The following is a 16,967-nucleotide window of genomic DNA, read 5'->3' as shown; positions in this document are numbered from 1 at the left end:
GGTGATTGGCTGCAAATGTTCGAGAAAGTTAATTGCAGCCTCGGTAATGATCATTTTGTCACTTGCCAAGGGGCGCCAGGGCAAGGCCCGCTGGACAGGCAGCGCCAGCCGCCTTCGGCTTGTATCAGGCGCCGGGCGGCGTCGATGAGCGCCGGTCGGTCCACTGAGAGAATTGCCTCAGGCAGTTGAGTCAGAAAATCCGACGAGCGGCCGGCCAATTTGCCGTGCCAGAGCAGTTCGGCGGCTTGGGCGTTGGGCAGTGCGCCGCAGGCGAACTGATCGGCCAGGGTGTGGCGCAGGGCGGTGAAATGGCCGTCATCCATGTCGCGGAGCATGTCTGGCAAGCCGTTCAGGAACTGCTCGATGTGTTGCAGCAAAACCGGTGGCGTCACGCTCGGTGACTGCACGCCGAACAACAGCCCGGTTTGCCCGTGCAACTGGCGCAGGCCGCTGAACACTGCGTAGCCGAGCTGCAACTCCACCCGCAGGCGCTGGTAGAACGGGGTCTGGGCCAGGTGAGCGAGTAAGCGCCACGCCGATTCGCTGGCAATGTCGTCGGTTGCAGTGGGGCAGAACAGCAGCAATGCATGCTCGCTGGAGCCGGTTTCGACGTGGCTCCAGAGGCAGTGCGAGCGGATCGATGGCGGTGGTGTCAGCTGATTGTCCGCAGTCCCTGGGATACGACTCAGGGCAAGGCCCATGGCAGCTTGAGTCTGAGCCGACAGGCCCGTCGCCAGGCCATCCCAGCGCGCACTTGCCCACAGTTGCTGCAAGCTTTGCGACTCGGGGCTGCGTTCGAGGCATAGACCGGGCAGCACCTTGAGCAGCTGTCGAATCGGCATCAGCGCAACGCTCGTGGATTGCTCCTGTGAGAAATCTCCACCAGGTTTTGTCAGTTCTTTCAGAGCATGCTCAAGGATGATGGGCATAGGCTCTTGCAGACCGGTCATTTTCAGCAGCCACTCATTGCCTGATGCGCCAAAACTCAAGTCCACGCCCGCCTGACGTGCATCTTCGCGCAGCGGATGAAGGCCATTGTCCAGATGCGCCTGAACGTGGCTGCCCGGTGCGTATTCCAGACGCCAACGAACATACACAGCGCCTTCGGCCGTGTTATCCGGCAAGGCCTGGCTGAATTGCATCGGCGAACGTTCGCGGCGACTGCGCGAGCGATCCTGGGCAAAAGTCCGCAAGCCTCGGTGGGCGCTGGTCTGGCCACGAATCAACCCGGCGTTGGGGGCGGGTGCTTCGGATCGCAGGAACGGATTGGGTGCCGGCAGCTGCCATGGGCCGGTGAAGTTATCCACAGCGCCAATTTGTTGCAGGACATCCTTGAGGGCGGTCACGCCTTGTCCGGATAACCCGGCTTCGTGTTGTTCACTGTCCAGTCGTGCCAGCTGCAAGGCGCCACTGACGTGCTGCTGGCGCTGGAGCAGGGCGGTGTATTCGTCACGCAGCCCGCTCCATTCTTGCCGGGCAAAAAAGCCTAGCCAATCCAGCAGCAAGTGATGGATCGCAGAGGGCTGCGCATCGGCGTTCAGTGTGCATTCGATGTGCAGCAAGGCCTGTCCGGCGAACTGATACAACGGCGCCGCTTTCAGGCTGTCGGCCCAGCCACGGCTGCGCAACTCAGCCAGCAATCCACCGCTCTTCGCGTTGTTCAACCAGTGACACAAGAACGCCAGCGCTTCAGGGGAACGCTCGGGCAGCGTTTCGAATGCGAACAACAGATCCAGGCGACGTTCGTGGGGCTGTTGATAACTTTTTGTCAGGGTGTCCATCAACGCCACGGGCGCTTGCCGAGGAACTTTTTCACCTTCTGGGAGGGCGTCGGCAAATTCCTGCGCCAACGCTTTCAAGGCTTCGAGCGGTTGAGGCCCCACCAGGCTCAGCGTCATTTGCCCGGCCTGATAGAACTGCTGGTAGAAACCCTGCAACGCTTGCTGAAACGCCGGTTGCTCAACGGGCAGGCTGTCGCGGTTGCCAGCGTGGAAGCCGCGCAGGGGATGTTGCGGCGATAGCCCGTCGAACAGGGCCAATTGCTGTTGGGCCGTCGCATCCTGTGACCAGGCGACAAATTCCGCCTGCAACACTTCCCGTTCCCGCTGCTGATCCTCCAGATTCATACGTGGATGGGCGAGCATGTCTGACAGACGCTCAAGCCCACCGGCAAACGCCTGGGGTGGCAACTCGAAAAAGTAATCGGTGGTGCGCTCATGGGTGCGCGCATTCAACTGCCCGCCATGGCGCTGGACATACGCCATCAGCCCTTGTTCCAGCGCAAAGCGCTCAGTCCCCAGAAACAGCAGGTGCTCAAGGAAATGCGCCAGCCCGGGCCATGCCAAGGGCACGTCATGGCTGCCAGCAGCCACTCGCAACACGGCGGCACAACGCTTCAAATCGGGGGCGTGACGCAGCGTCACCCGCAAGCCGTTGGCCAGGGTTTCAGTGTGGGGGTGAGGGGGATTCAGCGCGGGCATGGGCACTTCCAGAACAGTGAAGTGCCAATGCTAGCGGATTAGCGCTTGTTCAGCGCGCCGTAAAGCTCGGGACGGCGATCGATGAGGTAGCGATTGGCGCCGCGGGAGTCGGCCATCAATTGACGATTCAGCTCACCGACAATCAAGGCTTCATCAAGGCCGGCCTGGGCGATACGGCTGCCATCCGGCGCGGCAATGCTGCTCTGGCCGCAATACTGGATGTCGCCTTCCTGGCCGCAGTAGTTGGCGTAGGCCACGTAGCACTGGTTTTCGAAAGCGCGGGAGCGAACGGTGACATCGGCGATGAAATCGAAGGGAATCATGTTCGCCGTCGGCACCAGGATCAGTTCGGCGCCTTCGATGGCCAGGCGGCGGGCGTTTTCCGGGAACTCCAGGTCGTAGCAGATCAGGAAACCGAGCTTCCAGCCGTTGAGTTCAACGACGGGGAATTGGTTGGTGCCGGGGCTGAACATCGAGCGGTCAAGATCACCGAACAGGTGGGTCTTGCGGTAATTGCAGACACGCTCGCCCTCGGCGTCGATCAACTGCACGGCGTTGTAGATCTGCCCGTCCTCGGTGCGTTCGGGATAGCCGTACAAAATGGCAATCCCGGCGGCGCGGGCGATGCGCGCGACCTGCTGTGCCGACTCACCGTTGTGCACTTCCGCCAGCACGCTGACGGCATCGACGCCAATGTTGTAGCCGGTCAGGAACATCTCCGGCAGCACCAGCAAGTCGGCGCCTTTGGCTTCCTGCGCCAGCTGTTGCAGGCGCTGCAGGTTGCCGGGGACATCCAGCGGCAGGGGTGGGCATTGGTAAAGGGCTACGCGCATCGGGAACTCCTCTTACTCGGGCAGGGCGATAGGGCCTATGTCTTTGAACACATCACCCGGGCCAGGGTTCTCTTTATGTGTGACGCCGCCGAAATGCTTCATGATGCCCCACACCGCATTGAGCGAGGTCTGTACCGCACCCTCGACCCAGGCCGGCGTCCACGAAACGTCGTCGCCGGCGATGAAAATCCCGCGCTGTTCGGGCGGCATGTCGTCCTGCATGAAGTGCGCGTACATGCGCTGGTTGTAGCGGTAGTGGCCGGGCAGGGCGCCTTTGAAGGCACCGAGGAAATGCGGGTCGGCTTCCCAGGACACGGTGATCGGATCGCCGATGATTCGCGCGGCGATGTCGACCTTCGGGTAGATCTTCTTCAGCGCATCCAGTGCCAGTTTCACGCGTTTTTCCACCGGGTGCGGGAGCATTTTCAACGCGTCGCTCATCCACGAGTACGACAGGCAAATCACCCCGGGCTTGTCGTCGCCGTTATCGAACAGGTACGTGCCACGGGTCAGGCGATCGGTGAGGGTCATGCTCATCAGGTCGCAGCCGGTTTGCGGGTCCTTGTCCTTCCAGAACGGGCGGTCGACCATCACGAAGGTTTTCGACGATTGCATGTAGCGGGTGCGGTCCAGGGCCATCCACATCTTTTGCGAGAACAGGGATTCGTCGCATTCGATCTGGGTGGTCAGCAGCCAGCTCTGGCAGGTGGTCAGCACCGCCGCGTATTCGCGGGTGTCGCCGTTGTTGTCGGTGACCGCGAAGCGACCGCCCGGTGCGTGGGCGATTTTCTTCACGCCGGAACGTGGCGCACCGCTGTGCAATGACTTGAGGCTGGTACCCTGCGGCCAGTGCACACAGCGCTCCGGAACATGGCGCCAGATGCCCTGCGGCACTTGTTCCACGCCGCCGACCACCAGGTGCTGGTGATCGTCGCAGTTGGTCATCACCACGCGGAAGATTTCCAGCATCGAGTTGGGGAAGTCCGAATCCCAGCCACCGGTGCCGAAGCCGACCTGGCCGAACACTTCGCGGTGATGGAACGACAACTTGGCGAAGGCTTTGGAAGTGGCGACGAAATCGTAGAAGGTGCGGTCGTCCCACAGCGGCACGAGGGTGTTCCACAGCTCCTTGAGGCGCGGGACGTCGCGGTCGCGGATCGCTTGCTGGATATCGGAGAACTGCGAGCCGGCTTCCAGGGCATCGGCCCAGGCGTCAGCCACTTCCTGGAACAGGGCAGGAAGATCCGCCAGTTTCTGTGCGTAATGGGTTTTGCCTTCCAGGTCGATGACGGTGCTGCCAGAGGCCGGCGTCAGCGGGTTGGGGAAGGGCTTGGTCTCGAGGCCCAGCTTGTCGACGTAGTGATAGAACGCGGTGGACGACACCGGAAAACGCATGCCGCCCAGCTCGGCGACGATGCCGTCGGTGCCATTGAATGCCTGGGAGCGCAGGCGCCCGCCCAGCTTCGAAGCCTCGTAGACGACAGGCTTGAGGCCAAGCTTCATCAGTTCGTAGGCGGCCACCAGCCCGGCGATACCGGCACCGACGATCGCCACTTCGGCACCATGATGGTGCTCGGGAATACTGCCCAGGCCGGCCGGGTGCTCGATCCAGTCGTCGAAGGCGAAAGGAAAGTCAGGGCCGAAAATGGTGACCGGTTTTTTACCGTCTGCAGGATGGCGATTGTTCTTGTTCATGGCTGACCTTGCTGGCGTCCGGACGCGGAGTGCGCGTCTGAGTATAGGAAAAGATGGCAGCCATTCTAGAGAGCCTGGAACACGTTAATAAGACGCAAAGTGTCGTCGTTATGCTAATGAAATGAACAATATGACGAACTGTTGATGCTAACTGCGCAGGTGTGGGAGCGGGCTTGCTCGCGAACGCAGTGTGTCAGTCAGCTTAAAGGTCACTGATAAACCGCGTTCGCGAGCAGGCCCGCTCCAGCATTGACTGTGTTCAAACCGGCTGCCCCCGGTCAATCTTGCTGCTCAAGATGATCGACGTCGTGGTCTTCTCCACCCCATCCACGCTGCCAATCTGATCCAGCAGCTGATCCAGCTGCTCCGGCGAGTCGGTGCGCAGCCACGCCACATAATCAAATTCGCCACTGACCGCACATAACTGCTGCACCTGGGCCATGGCACTCAGACGACGCAACACTTCCTTGCCGGAGCGCGGCTGCACGGTAATCCCGACGTAGGCCTGCAAGCCACCATCTACCACCCGCTGACCGAGGCGCACGCCGTAACCGGTGATCACTTTGGCTTTCTCCAACCGTGCCAGACGCGATGTCACGGTGGTTCGGGCGATGCCCAGTTGGCGGGCGAGCATGGCCACGCTTTCGCGCGCATTGATTTGCAAGGCGGCAATCAGCTGACGGTCGATTTCGTCGAGAACGGGCGGGCGAGTGTCAGGCACAAGGGGGCTCCAGCGGCACAGGTGGACGGGCTAGCATGTTACAGGTCACTACCGTTCATGCCATTTCTGTGTGCGACAATTTGCCATAAGTAACTAGGTAGTACATCATTTCGCCCTTGTCACAAATGGGGAAAATTTCCGACATGAATAATTCTGGGGCTGCCGCCGGCAGCAAATGGTTGCTGGCGGGGCTGGGTGTCCTGATCGCACTGATCGGGCTTGGCCTGGTCGGTGGCGGTGGTTACCTGATCACGCTGGGCGGCAGTGCGTACTTCCTGTTGATGGGCCTGGCGATGCTGGTCTCCGGGGTGATGATCGCCCGTCGTAAGCCGCAAGGTGCCTGGCTGTACGGCCTGGCGCTGATCCTGACGGCGATCTGGGCGGTGTGGGATGCCGGTTTCGAATACTGGCCGCTGGTTTCTCGCGTGCTGACGTTCGCCGTGATCGGCCTGGTCGTCGCGTTGATCTACCCGACGCTGGTGCGTGCATCGGGTGCGACGGCGGGTCGTGGTGCCTATGGCCTGGCCGGCATCCTGGGCGTGGGTGTCGTCGCGACCATGGCCTACATGTTCGTGCCGACCCACGTGGTCAAGGCCAGCAGCGAACCGACCGTGACACCGGTCGCACCGGGCACCGAGCAAAAGGACTGGGCGCACTGGGGCAACACCACCGCCGGTAACCGCTTTGCCGCGCTGGACCAGATCAACAAGGGCAATATCGACAAGTTGCAGGTGGCCTGGACCTTCCGCACCGGCGACATCCCGCAAAGCACCGGCGCTGGCGCCGAAGACCAGAACACCCCGCTGCAAATCGGCGATACGGTCTACACGTGCACGGCCTACGGCAAGGTCTTCGCCCTGGACGTCGATACCGGTGCCCAGCGCTGGAAGTTCGACCCGCAAGGCACCGCGCCCAATTGGCAGCGCTGCCGTGGCCTGGGTTATTCCGAAACCCCTGCGTCTTCAGACAACCAGCCAACAGCCTGTAAGAAACGTCTGTTTCTGCCGACCGGCGATGCCCGCCTGATCGCCATCAATGCCGAAACCGGCAAGCCGTGTGAAGCGTTCGGCAACCAGGGCACCGTCGACCTGACCACCGACATGGGCGAAGTGAAGCCCGGTTATTACCAGCAAACCTCGACGCCATTGGTCGCGGGTGATGTGGTGATCGTCGGTGGTCGCGTGGCCGATAACTACTCCACCGGCGAACCGCCCGGTGTGGTCCGTGCCTACGACGTGCGTAGCGGTGAGCTGGTATGGGCGTGGGATCCGGGCAACCCGAACACCACCAAACGCCCGCCGGCCGGCGAGACCTATACCCGTGGCACGCCGAACGTCTGGTCGGCCATGTCCTACGACGCCAAACTCGGCCTGGTGTACCTGCCGACCGGTAACGCCACCCCGGACTTTTTCGGCGGTCAACGCACCGAGTTCGATGACAAATGGAGTTCGTCCATCGTCGCCATCGACGTGAAGACCGGCCAGGTGCGCTGGCACTTCCAGACCACTCACCACGACCTGTGGGACTTCGACCTGCCCGCCCAGCCGCTGCTGTACGACGTGCCGGACGACAAGGGCGGCCTGCAACCGGCCTTGGCGCAAGTCACCAAACAGGGCGAGATCTTCCTGCTCAACCGTGAAACCGGCGTGCCCATCGCACGTGTCGAAGAGCGCCCGGTGCCACAGGGCAGCGTGCCCGGCGAACGCTACTCGCCCACCCAGCCGTTCTCGGTGGACATGCCGTCCATCGGCAATAAAACCCTGACCGAAGCCGACATGTGGGGCGCCACGCCATTCGACCAGCTGATGTGCCGCATCCAGTTCAAGGGCATGCGCCACGAAGGCGTCTACACGCCGCCGGGCATGGACCGTGCCCTGCAATTCCCGGGTTCGTTGGGCGGCATGAACTGGGGCAGCGTCTCGGTCGATCCGAACAGCCACTACATGTTCGTCAACGACATGCGCCTGGGCCTGGCCAACTACATGATCCCCCGTGACAAGATCGGCGCCGGGGCCAGTGGTATCGAAATGGGCGTCGTACCGCAGGAAGGCACGCCGTTCGGCGCCATGCGCGAACGCTTCCTCTCGGCGGTCGGCATTCCCTGCCAGAAACCACCGTTCGGCACCATGTCCGCCATCGACCTCAAGACCCACAAACTGATGTGGCAAGTCCCGGTCGGCACCGTGCAGGATACCGGCCCGTTGGGCATCCGCATGCACCTGCCAATCCCGATCGGCATGCCGACCCTCGGCGCCTCGCTGGCCACCCAGTCGGGCCTGCTGTTCTTCGCCGGCACCCAGGATTTCTACCTGCGCGCCTTCGATACCGGCAACGGCAATGAAATCTGGAAGTCACGCCTGCCAGTGGGCAGCCAGTCCGGGCCGATGACCTACGTCTCGCCGAAAACCGGCAAGCAGTACATCCTGCTGACGGTGGGCGGTGCGCGTCAGTCGACGGACCGTGGGGACTATGTGATTGCCTATGCCTTGCCCAAATAAAGGCTGACAGGCAGGAAAGAAAAAGCCGTGCGATTGCACGGCTTTTTTGTGTGAAGATTCAGGGCAGTTACAGTCATTCGTAGTCGAACGGGAGATCCGACGCGATGCATGTGAAGAAGATGCCTGCCGCTGTGCGCGAACATGCCCTGCAGATCGCCCATCATGAAATGGGTCACTATGCCGTGGCCCGGACCCTGGGGTTTGAAACGGGTGGCGTGACCCTGGCCGTGACCATGGACCTTAGGCATAAAGGGGGCGCTTGCATCACCCTGGCCCGTTCAATCGCCTCGATGCAGGCGATGAAGGACTATCTGGAAGCCCGGATCATTGTCCTGTTCGCCGGCGCGATGGCGCAGACATTACCTTCAACCCCTGCGCGCAAGAAACGTGTCGATACATCGCAAGCCGCCGCCATCCTCAATGGCGCGTTCGGCGCGGAACGCGATGACGCAAAAATCAGGGAGCTGCGACACCTGCTGCGCAACATCACCTGGCCCGATACCGATCCCGCATCGTCCGACAGCATCACGGCCGAGTTGAAAGCGCTCAATGATCGCCTGTGGATACGGGCTCAGGAAACCGTCGAGGCGCTGGCCGACACCATTACCAAACTTGCAGAGCAACTGGTGAACCGCATGGTGCTGGTGGAGCAGTGGGGCAGGCCGGCCGACACCTATGAGGTCGTATTGACGCGTGAAATGCTCGAGCGATTGGAGTCCCTGCAGGTTCGTTGATTGACAGGGGACTAATCGGTAAGAAGTGGGTGATCTGAAAGCAGGCGCCAGACACGCAAAAGCCGCGCAATGCGCGGCTTTTTTGTTTGGTGGGCCCACACGGACTTGAACCGTGGACCAAAGGATTATGAGTCCTCTGCTCTAACCAACTGAGCTATAGGCCCCAGTAGGTCGCGGATTATAACGACGGTTTGGCGGCTGTGCTATCCGAAAAATCCATTACGGCTGTACGAAGAAACGTCGCGGCGAATTCGTCGGGGGGCAGGGGCACGCTGACGATGTAGCCCTGAATCTGCTCACATCCCTCAAAGGCCAGAAATTGTTGCTGCGCCTGCGTCTCGACCCCTTCGGCAATCACGGTGAATTGCATGCTGCGACCCAGCGCGATGATCGCGCGCACGATGGCGGCGTCGTGGGGATCGTCCGGCAATCCTCGAACGAACGACTGGTCGATCTTGAGGATGTCCAGAGGCAGGCGCTTGAGGTAGCTCAATGACGAGTAGCCCGTACCGAAATCATCGATCGCCAGTTGCACGCCCAGGTGCTTGAGTTGGTGCAGTACCGCCAGCGCTTCCTCCGCCTGGCTCATGATGAAGTTTTCGGTGATTTCCAGTTGCAGGAAGTCGGGCTTGAGGCGGTAGTCCTTGAGCAGCTGTTCGATGCGGCCGAGCAGGTTCGGTTGGCGCAGTTGCGCACCGGCAAGGTTGATCGACAGCGGGCCCAGGCCCACGTAGGTCTTGTTCCATTCGTGCAGTTGGCGGCAGGCGGTTTCCAGCACCCAGTCGCCGATTTGCAGGATCATGCCGTTTTCTTCGGCCAGGGAAATGAAGTGCTCCGGCGGGACGTCGCCAAACGTCGGGTGACGCCAGCGAATCAGCGCTTCGGCCCCCACCAGGCGATAGTCGTCGAGGCTGATTTTCGGCTGGTAATAGAGGTGCAGCTCATTGCGCTCGATGGCGCGCCGCAGTTCATGTTCCAGCGCCACGCGTTCACTGGCTTGCGCGGTGAGGTCACAGGTATAGCTTTCGACCCGGTTACGGCCCTTGGCCTTGGAGCGGTACATCGCCGCGTCGGCGTTCTTGATCAGCGTGGCCACGTCGCAGCCGTCCTGTGGATAAAGGCTGGTGCCGATGCTGGAACTGATGAAGAACTCATGCTCGCCGGCCTGGAAGGGGGCGGTGAAGCAGTTGAGCAACTTGGTGGCGATGTTGTCGGCATCGCTGGGTTGCTGCAGGCCGGGCAGCAGGATGATGAACTCGTCACCGCCCAGGCGTGCCACGGTGTCGATATCGCGCAGCTGCTCCTTGAGTCGCACGGCGATGCCCTTGAGCAAGAGGTCGCCGACCGGGTGACCGAGGCTGTCGTTGATGTGTTTGAAACGGTCCAGGTCGAGGAACAATACGGCGCCCTGGCCCCCGTTCTCTTTCTGGGTGTTGAGTGCGGTCAGCAAACGGCTCTCGAACAGCGTGCGGTTGGGCAGACCGGTCAGCGGGTCGTGGTGGGCCTGGTAGTCAAGCTTGGCCTGGGCGTGCTTGAGGCTGGAAATGTCGGCGAACACCGCCACGAAGTGGGTGATGAACTTGTCCCGGTTGCGCACGGCGCTGATGGTCAGCCAGCTCGGGTACAGCTCGCCGTTTTTGCGCCGGTTGGAAATCTCGCCCTGCCAATGCCCTTCGGCGGTCAATTGATGCCACATGGCGGCGTAGAACGCGCTGTCATGCAGCCCCGAGGCAAGCAGGCGCGGGGTATGGCCCAGCGCTTCGCTTTCGCTGTAACCGGTAATTTCTGTAAATGCACGGTTGACGGCGCTGATGTGCTGCTGGGTGTCGGTGATCAACACGCCTTCGGCGGTGCTCTCGAACACGGTCGCGGCCTGTTGCAGTTTTTCCTGCATCAGGTGGCGCTCGGTGATGTCCCGGGCGATGGTCAGCATGCAGTCTTCGTCGCCGATCGGCAGTGGACGACTGGACACTTCGCAGAGCCGGATCTGCCCGTCGCTGCGGCGGATATGGCAGCTGAAGTCGCGGACGAAGCCATCGCGGTGCAGCAGGTCGAGCATCTGTTTGCGTTCATTGAGGTTGACCCAGATCCCCAGGTCCAGGGCCGAGCGATCCACCGACATCGCGCTGTTGAACCCGGTGATGCGGCTGAAACCTTCGTTCACCTCCATCAGCAAGCCATCGCTCTGCCGGGATAGCAGCAAGCCGTCCGGTGAGGCGTGAAAGGCCTTGGCGAATTTCTCTTCGGAGGTCTGCAACTGCTGCTGGGTTTCCTTGAGCTGGGTGATATCGCGCACCACCACCACCAGCGCGGGGGTTGTATCGAGGTCGAACGGTTCGGCCGAGATCAGGCCGGTAAACACCTGGCCATTGCTGCGGCGAAAGGGCATTTCCAGGTTGCGGATGCTGCCGGCCTGCAAGCGCTGCAATAAACCCGGTCCAACACCGGGAATGCCCCAGATATTGAGATTTGTAGCCGTCTGGCCGATGACTTCTTCGGCGCTGAGGCCGATCTGTTCTTCGAACGCTTCGTTGACCTCCAGCAGGCAGCCGTCGGAGAGCCTGGCGATGACCAGGATGTCCGGGCATTGCTGGAACACCGAAGCAAATTTCTGCTCCGACAAACGCAGCGCTTCTTCGGTACGTTTCGTTTCGCTGATGTCGATCATCAGCCCGCGCATGACCGGTTCATGGCCGTGTTCGATCAGGCTGACGATATCGCGAACCCACAAACAGCGCCCGTCAGCGGTAATGACCCGGTAATCGAGGCTGTGATCACGTCCGGCCAACACTTCGTGATCGCAAAAATTTTGTGCGCGGGTGAGGTCGGCAGGGTGGATGATGTTGCGCCAGAAGCCCGGTATCAGCCAGTGAGACAGGGGATACCCGAGCAACTCCTCGGCATGTGGCGACACATAGCTGTAGGTAAAGTCACTCATCCGCGCTTCCCAGGCGATGGCCGACAGGCTCTCCACCAGTCCGCGGTAGTGATATTCGCTGCTGCGCAGTTCCTGTTCCAGATCGACCCGGCGGGCAATTTCCGAACTCAGGCGGCGGTTGATCCGGATCACCACGGCCAGCACGGTGATCAGCAAGAGTAATCCAGGCAGGCCATAGACCAGCAGATCGGACCAGAACGTCCGGTGATCGAGGACGTTGCCGACCCAATGCTCCTGAATGGCGCTGATCTCGGCCGGGGTCATGTCCGCGAGGACTTTGTCGAGGATGCCCACCAGCACCTTGTTGCCCGGCGGCACGCCCATCGCCAGTTGATAGCGATAGGGGGTTTCGCCGCTGACATACAGCCCGTCCAGCTTGAGCTGGCGCAGGCTCCAGACGCTGGAGGCGAGGTCGCCCACCACGGCATCCACCTCATCGGTCGCCAGTGCCTGCAACGCCGAGCTGACGTTGGGCATGGCTACCAGATTGAGATCGGGATTGTGGGTGCGCAACAGTTCATGGGGCGCGTAGTTTTCCACCACGGCGATTTTCAGGCCGTACAGTTCCTGGATTTTGCGCGGCTGAGGGCCGCCGACATGGGCCAGGATCACAATCGGGAAGTCCAGGTAAGGACGGGTGAACGACAGGAACGCCTGGCGTTCCGGGGTCGACATGATGCCGGGCAACAGGTCGATCTTGCCGTTTTTGGCCTGATCCAGCACCACCGTCCAGCTCACGGGCTCAATGGGTGTGAGCTTGATGGCCAGTCGCTTGCGGATCAGGTCGATATAGTCAGCCGCAAGGCCCTGGTAACGCCCCTGTTCGTCGCGGAACTCGAAGGGGGGCCACGATGCATCGACACCCAGGCGTAAATCCGGGTGGGCCGCAAGCCAGCTACGTTCTTCGTCGGTTAGAGTCAGCGCGCCAGCCGTTGCGGTCCAGGTCATCATCGACAGCAAAAAAAGCACGGTCGGCAGTCTGGGCATAACGGTCTCGTTATGGCTCTGGGAATGCTTCGAGTGTAGACGGGCAAATCGGCGGAAGGGGAGTCGCGGGGGATTTAATCTGCATAAAGCAAAACCCCCGGCCTGGGCCGGGGGTTTTGTGATCACTCGTCGAGGAAGGAGCGCAAATGCTCGCTTCTCGTCGGGTGGCGCAGCTTGCGCAGCGCCTTGGCTTCGATCTGACGAATCCGCTCACGGGTCACGTCGAACTGCTTACCCACCTCTTCGAGGGTGTGGTCGGTATTCATGTCGATACCGAAGCGCATGCGCAGTACCTTGGCTTCACGGGCAGTGAGGCCGGACAGCACTTCGCGAGTCGCTTCTTTCAGGCTCTCAACGGTTGCAACATCGATTGGCGACTGCATGGTCGAGTCTTCGATGAAGTCACCCAGATGGGAGTCTTCGTCATCACCGATCGGGGTTTCCATGGAGATCGGCTCTTTAGCGATCTTCAATACCTTGCGGATCTTGTCCTCAGGCATTTCCATGCGTTCGCCCAGCTCTTCCGGCGTCGGTTCACGACCCATTTCCTGCAACATCTGGCGGGAAATACGGTTGAGCTTGTTGATCGTCTCGATCATGTGCACCGGAATACGGATGGTGCGGGCCTGGTCGGCGATCGAGCGAGTGATCGCCTGACGGATCCACCAGGTGGCATAAGTCGAGAATTTGTAGCCGCGACGGTATTCGAACTTGTCTACCGCTTTCATCAAGCCGATGTTGCCTTCCTGGATCAGGTCGAGGAACTGCAGGCCACGGTTGGTGTACTTCTTGGCGATGGAGATCACCAGACGCAAGTTCGCTTCAACCATCTCTTTCTTCGCGCGGCGGGCCTTGGCCTCGCCGATCGACATGCGACGGTTGATGTCCTTGATCTCGGCGATGGTCAAACCGGTCTCGGTTTCCAGCGCGGTCAGCTTCTGCTGGCAACGAATGATGTCCGGTTGCAGGCGACCGATGGCTTCAGCGTATTTGCTTTTGCCTTTGGCCAGTGCATCGGTCCAGCTTTCGTCGATTTCATTGCCCGGGAACTGGCGCAGGAAATCGGCACGCGGCATGCGCGCATCACGAACGCAGAGCTGCATGATTGCACGCTCTTGCTGACGCAGACGATCCAGGGCGCTGCGAACACGCTCGACCAGGCCTTCGAATTGCTTCGGCACCAGCTTGATCGGCATGAACAGCTCGGCCAGGGCCAACAGCTCGGCAATCGCTGCCTTGTTGTGGCGACCGTGCTTTTTCAGGGCCTTGCGAGTGATTTCCATCTGATCGGCAACGGCGCCAAAGCGCTGGGCTGCGATGATCGGATCGGGACCGCTTTCGGCTTCTTCTTCGTCATCCGAGGCTTCGGCGTCTTCGTCGTCCGAGTCGTCATCCGCTTTCACGGCCTTCGCATCGATCGGCGGTGGCACTTCAGCCGCAGGTGGCGCAATGCCGTCGTCCGGGTCGATGTAACCGCTCAGGACGTCGGACAGGCGGCCACCTTCGGTGGTAACGCGAGTGTACTCGGAGAGAATATGGTCAACCGTGCCAGGGAAGTGCGCGATTGCGCTCATCACTTCACGGATGCCTTCTTCGATGCGCTTGGCGATTTCGATTTCGCCTTCACGAGTCAGAAGCTCGACCGTACCCATTTCACGCATGTACATGCGCACCGGGTCAGTGGTGCGACCGATATCGGTCTCCACCGCTGCCAACGCGGCGGCTGCTTCTTCCGCAGCGGCCTCGTCGGTATCGGCGTCGGCCAACATAAGGGCGTCCGCATCCGGAGCACTCTCGTGTACGGGGATCCCCATGTCGTTAATCATGCGGATGATGTCTTCCACCTGCTCTGGATCTGAAATATCCTCGGGCAGGTGGTCGTTGACCTCGGCGTAAGTCAGATACTTCTGCTCACGACCCAGTTTGATCAACTCAATAATACGAGACTGCTGTTGCGCTTTTCCGGACATAACACCCTATCCACTGAAGGTCTTGGCGGGCAAAAAACAAGCCGAGGATTATACCTGAGCTATGACCTCACGCGCCAGTTGAGGTCGGGTTTGATGCGGAAACATTCTGTTTTAAGAGGTCGCGCATCTGTTTTGCTATCTGGGTTTGCTCTTCAGCCGATAATCCCGGCTGCCTTGCTTTCTTGATGAGTTCGTCGAGGGTCTGCGTGTGCTGGCCCGCGGATAACCTAGTTATGGTGTCTAAAAACTGCTGTTCAAGGTTGTCGCCGTCAATTAGCCATTCCTTTTCTGCGAGTGCCCTCAACAGGCGTCCTTGCTCGGTACCGTGCCAACGGGCCATCAACTGAATAGAGTTTAGCTGAGGATTTTTCTGCACAGCCTCGATCAGGGCGATTAGTACCTGGGCGTAGGTGTTGCTCTCGTTGGCAAAATGATCGGCACTCTCGACCTTGCCGGCCAGTTGCGGGTAATGGATGAGCGTGCGCAATGCGATAAGCGTCGGCGCTTCTACCGCCACTGGCGTGCGTGGGGCATAGGGCTCGTCGCGATCACCGCGCTTGCCGTTCTTGCTCCAGGGTTTCTTGTCCCATTTCTTGCCGCCGGCACCGGGTTTCTTCGGCGTCCATTCCTGCTGGGGCGCATAGGCTTCCTGGGGTTGGTGGAAGTCGGCGTAATCCGGCATGGCGTCGTAATCCATGCCCGGGTCATAGGTTGGCGGCGCGTCCTGGGGCGCGCTGTGCACCAGCTGGCTGACCGCTTCACCGCTCAATCCGGTGATTTCCAGCAGGCGATGGCGCATCAGGGTGCGCAGGTTGGCACCCGGTACTTTGTCGATCAGCGGCGCGGCGAGGGTGGCCATGTGGGCCTTGCCTTCGAGCGAGCGCGGATCGGCTTCTTCAGTCAGTTGCTGGAAGAAATAATCCGCCAGTGGCTGTGCATGCTGATTGATCCGCGCGCGGAAGGCGTCGGTGCCTTCGGAGCGGATCAAGGTATCCGGGTCTTCGCCTTCGGGCAGAAACAGGAATCGAGCGCGGCGTCCGTCCTGCAGGCTCGACAGTGTCGCTTCCAGGGCGCGCCAGGCGGCATTTCGACCGGCCTGGTCGCCGTCGAAACAGAACAATACGCTGGGCACGACGCGGAACAGTCGCTTCAGGTGTTCTTCACTGGTGGCGGTGCCGAGGGTCGCGACAGCATTGCGCAGCCCTTGCTGGGCCAGGGCGATGACGTCCATGTAGCCTTCGACGACGATTATTTCGTCGAGGTTGCGATTATTCTTGCGGGCTTCATACAGGCCATAGAGTTCCTGGCCTTTGTGAAAAACCGGCGTTTCGGGCGAGTTCAGGTATTTCGGCTTGTCGTCCCCAAGCACCCGGCCGCCGAAGGCAATGATGCGTCCACGGCTATCGCGGATGGGGAACATCACGCGATCGCGAAAGCGATCGTAACGCTTGCCCGTTTCGGCGTTCTCGATCAGCAGGCCGGCATCGATCATGGCCTTTTGTTGCAGGGTGTCGCTGCTCAGGTGCTTGAACAGATTGTCCCAGCCAGGCGGAGCAAAGCCGAGGCCGAAGTCCCGGGCGATTTCGCCAGTCAGGCCGCGCCCTTTCAAGTAATCCACGGCAGCTTTTCGCGCCGGATGGCTTTTCAGGGCTTGACGGTAGAAGTCGGCGGCGGCGGTGAGCAGCGGGTACAGCGGCGAATCGGTCGGCTGTCGCGGCTTGTGCGAACGACCACTCTCTTCGCGAGGGATTTCCATGCCGGCGGCTTTGGCCAATTCTTCGACAGCCTGGGGGAAATCCAGGTTGTCGTGGTCCATGATGAAGCCGAGGGCATTGCCGCCCGCGCCGCAGCCGAAACAGTAATAGAACTGTTTGTCGGGGCTGACGCTGAAGGACGGGGTTTTCTCTTTGTGAAACGGGCAGCAGGCCGTGTGGTTCTTGCCGGCTTTTTTCAGTTGCAGGCGCGAGCTGACCACGTCGACGATGTCGGTGCGGTTCAGAAGGTCGTCAATAAAGCTCTGGGGAATTAGCCCGGCCATGGCGTTCTCGTCATCTGCGCTGAAAAGGGCCCAAAACGAAGGGCGGCCGAACGCGGGTCATTGTGAAGGGCGC

Annotated in this window: 9 protein-coding genes and 1 tRNA gene; 2 read left to right on the top strand and 8 right to left on the bottom strand. The window is 60.8% G+C overall.

Annotation, left to right across the window (positions count from 1 at the left end; genetic code table 11):
- Positions 1 to 50: 50 nt before the first annotated feature.
- The 4 genes from pqqF to F8N66_RS29935 form a co-directional block, all read right to left on the bottom strand.
- Positions 51 to 2,480, bottom strand: a complete 2,430-nt coding sequence (gene pqqF / locus F8N66_RS29950; protein ID WP_150773507.1) for a pyrroloquinoline quinone biosynthesis protein PqqF — start codon at positions 2,478 to 2,480, stop codon at positions 51 to 53.
- Between the two features lie 38 nt (positions 2,481 to 2,518).
- Entirely contained in the window at positions 2,519 to 3,313 is a 795-nt protein-coding gene (locus tag F8N66_RS29945; protein WP_150773506.1) for a carbon-nitrogen hydrolase family protein, read from the bottom strand.
- Between the two features lie 12 nt (positions 3,314 to 3,325).
- Entirely contained in the window at positions 3,326 to 5,008 is a 1,683-nt protein-coding gene (locus tag F8N66_RS29940; RefSeq protein ID WP_150773505.1) for a flavin monoamine oxidase family protein, read from the bottom strand.
- Between the two features lie 259 nt (positions 5,009 to 5,267).
- Positions 5,268 to 5,729, bottom strand: coding sequence for an Lrp/AsnC family transcriptional regulator (locus F8N66_RS29935; protein WP_007980298.1), 462 nt, complete (start codon positions 5,727 to 5,729; stop codon positions 5,268 to 5,270).
- 143 nt (positions 5,730 to 5,872) lie between these two features.
- Between F8N66_RS29935 and F8N66_RS29930 the strand changes: the two genes are divergently transcribed.
- Positions 5,873 to 8,227, top strand: coding sequence for a glucose/quinate/shikimate family membrane-bound PQQ-dependent dehydrogenase (locus F8N66_RS29930; protein ID WP_150773504.1), 2,355 nt, complete (start codon positions 5,873 to 5,875; stop codon positions 8,225 to 8,227).
- Positions 8,228 to 8,346: 119 nt separating this feature from the next.
- Positions 8,347 to 8,961 (top strand): peptidase M41, encoded by a 615-nt coding sequence (locus tag F8N66_RS29925; protein ID WP_224790531.1) that lies wholly within the window; start codon positions 8,347 to 8,349, stop codon positions 8,959 to 8,961.
- A gap of 87 nt (positions 8,962 to 9,048) precedes the next feature.
- Here the strand turns inward: F8N66_RS29925 and F8N66_RS29920 are convergent.
- From F8N66_RS29920 to dnaG, 4 genes are all read right to left on the bottom strand, one after another.
- Positions 9,049 to 9,125, bottom strand: a tRNA-Ile gene (locus tag F8N66_RS29920).
- Between the two features lie 14 nt (positions 9,126 to 9,139).
- Entirely contained in the window at positions 9,140 to 12,886 is a 3,747-nt protein-coding gene (locus F8N66_RS29915) for an EAL domain-containing protein (RefSeq protein ID WP_150773503.1), read from the bottom strand.
- A 122-nt stretch (positions 12,887 to 13,008) separates the two neighbouring features.
- On the bottom strand, positions 13,009 to 14,856 hold the full coding sequence (gene rpoD / locus F8N66_RS29910) for an RNA polymerase sigma factor RpoD (protein ID WP_150773502.1): 1,848 nt from the start codon (positions 14,854 to 14,856) through the stop codon (positions 13,009 to 13,011).
- 67 nt (positions 14,857 to 14,923) lie between these two features.
- A complete protein-coding gene (gene dnaG / locus F8N66_RS29905) occupies positions 14,924 to 16,894 on the bottom strand; it encodes a DNA primase (protein WP_150773501.1) in 1,971 nt (656 codons plus the stop codon).
- Between the last annotated feature and the right edge of the window lie 73 nt (positions 16,895 to 16,967).

It is taken from the genome of Pseudomonas fluorescens (assembly GCF_902498195.1).
In the GTDB taxonomy this organism is placed as follows: Bacteria; Pseudomonadota; Gammaproteobacteria; order Pseudomonadales; family Pseudomonadaceae; genus Aquipseudomonas; species Aquipseudomonas fluorescens_BU.
Note: the sequence above shows the minus strand (reverse complement) of the source record. Positions and strands in the feature narration are given on the sequence as shown.

Excerpts from the sequence above, each read along its gene's own strand:
- rpoD (WP_150773502.1), bottom strand. The coding sequence starts at position 14,856 with ATGTCCGGAAAAGCGCAACAGCAGTCTCGTATTATTGAGTTGATCAAA.
- dnaG (WP_150773501.1), bottom strand. The coding sequence starts at position 16,894 with ATGGCCGGGCTAATTCCCCAGAGCTTTATTGACGACCTTCTGAACCGC.
- F8N66_RS29945 (WP_150773506.1), bottom strand. The coding sequence starts at position 3,313 with ATGCGCGTAGCCCTTTACCAATGCCCACCCCTGCCGCTGGATGTCCCC.
- F8N66_RS29915 (WP_150773503.1), bottom strand. The coding sequence starts at position 12,886 with ATGCCCAGACTGCCGACCGTGCTTTTTTTGCTGTCGATGATGACCTGG.
- F8N66_RS29925 (WP_224790531.1), top strand. The coding sequence starts at position 8,347 with ATGCCTGCCGCTGTGCGCGAACATGCCCTGCAGATCGCCCATCATGAA.
- F8N66_RS29930 (WP_150773504.1), top strand. The coding sequence starts at position 5,873 with ATGAATAATTCTGGGGCTGCCGCCGGCAGCAAATGGTTGCTGGCGGGG.
- pqqF (WP_150773507.1), bottom strand. The coding sequence starts at position 2,480 with ATGCCCGCGCTGAATCCCCCTCACCCCCACACTGAAACCCTGGCCAAC.
- F8N66_RS29940 (WP_150773505.1), bottom strand. The coding sequence starts at position 5,008 with ATGAACAAGAACAATCGCCATCCTGCAGACGGTAAAAAACCGGTCACC.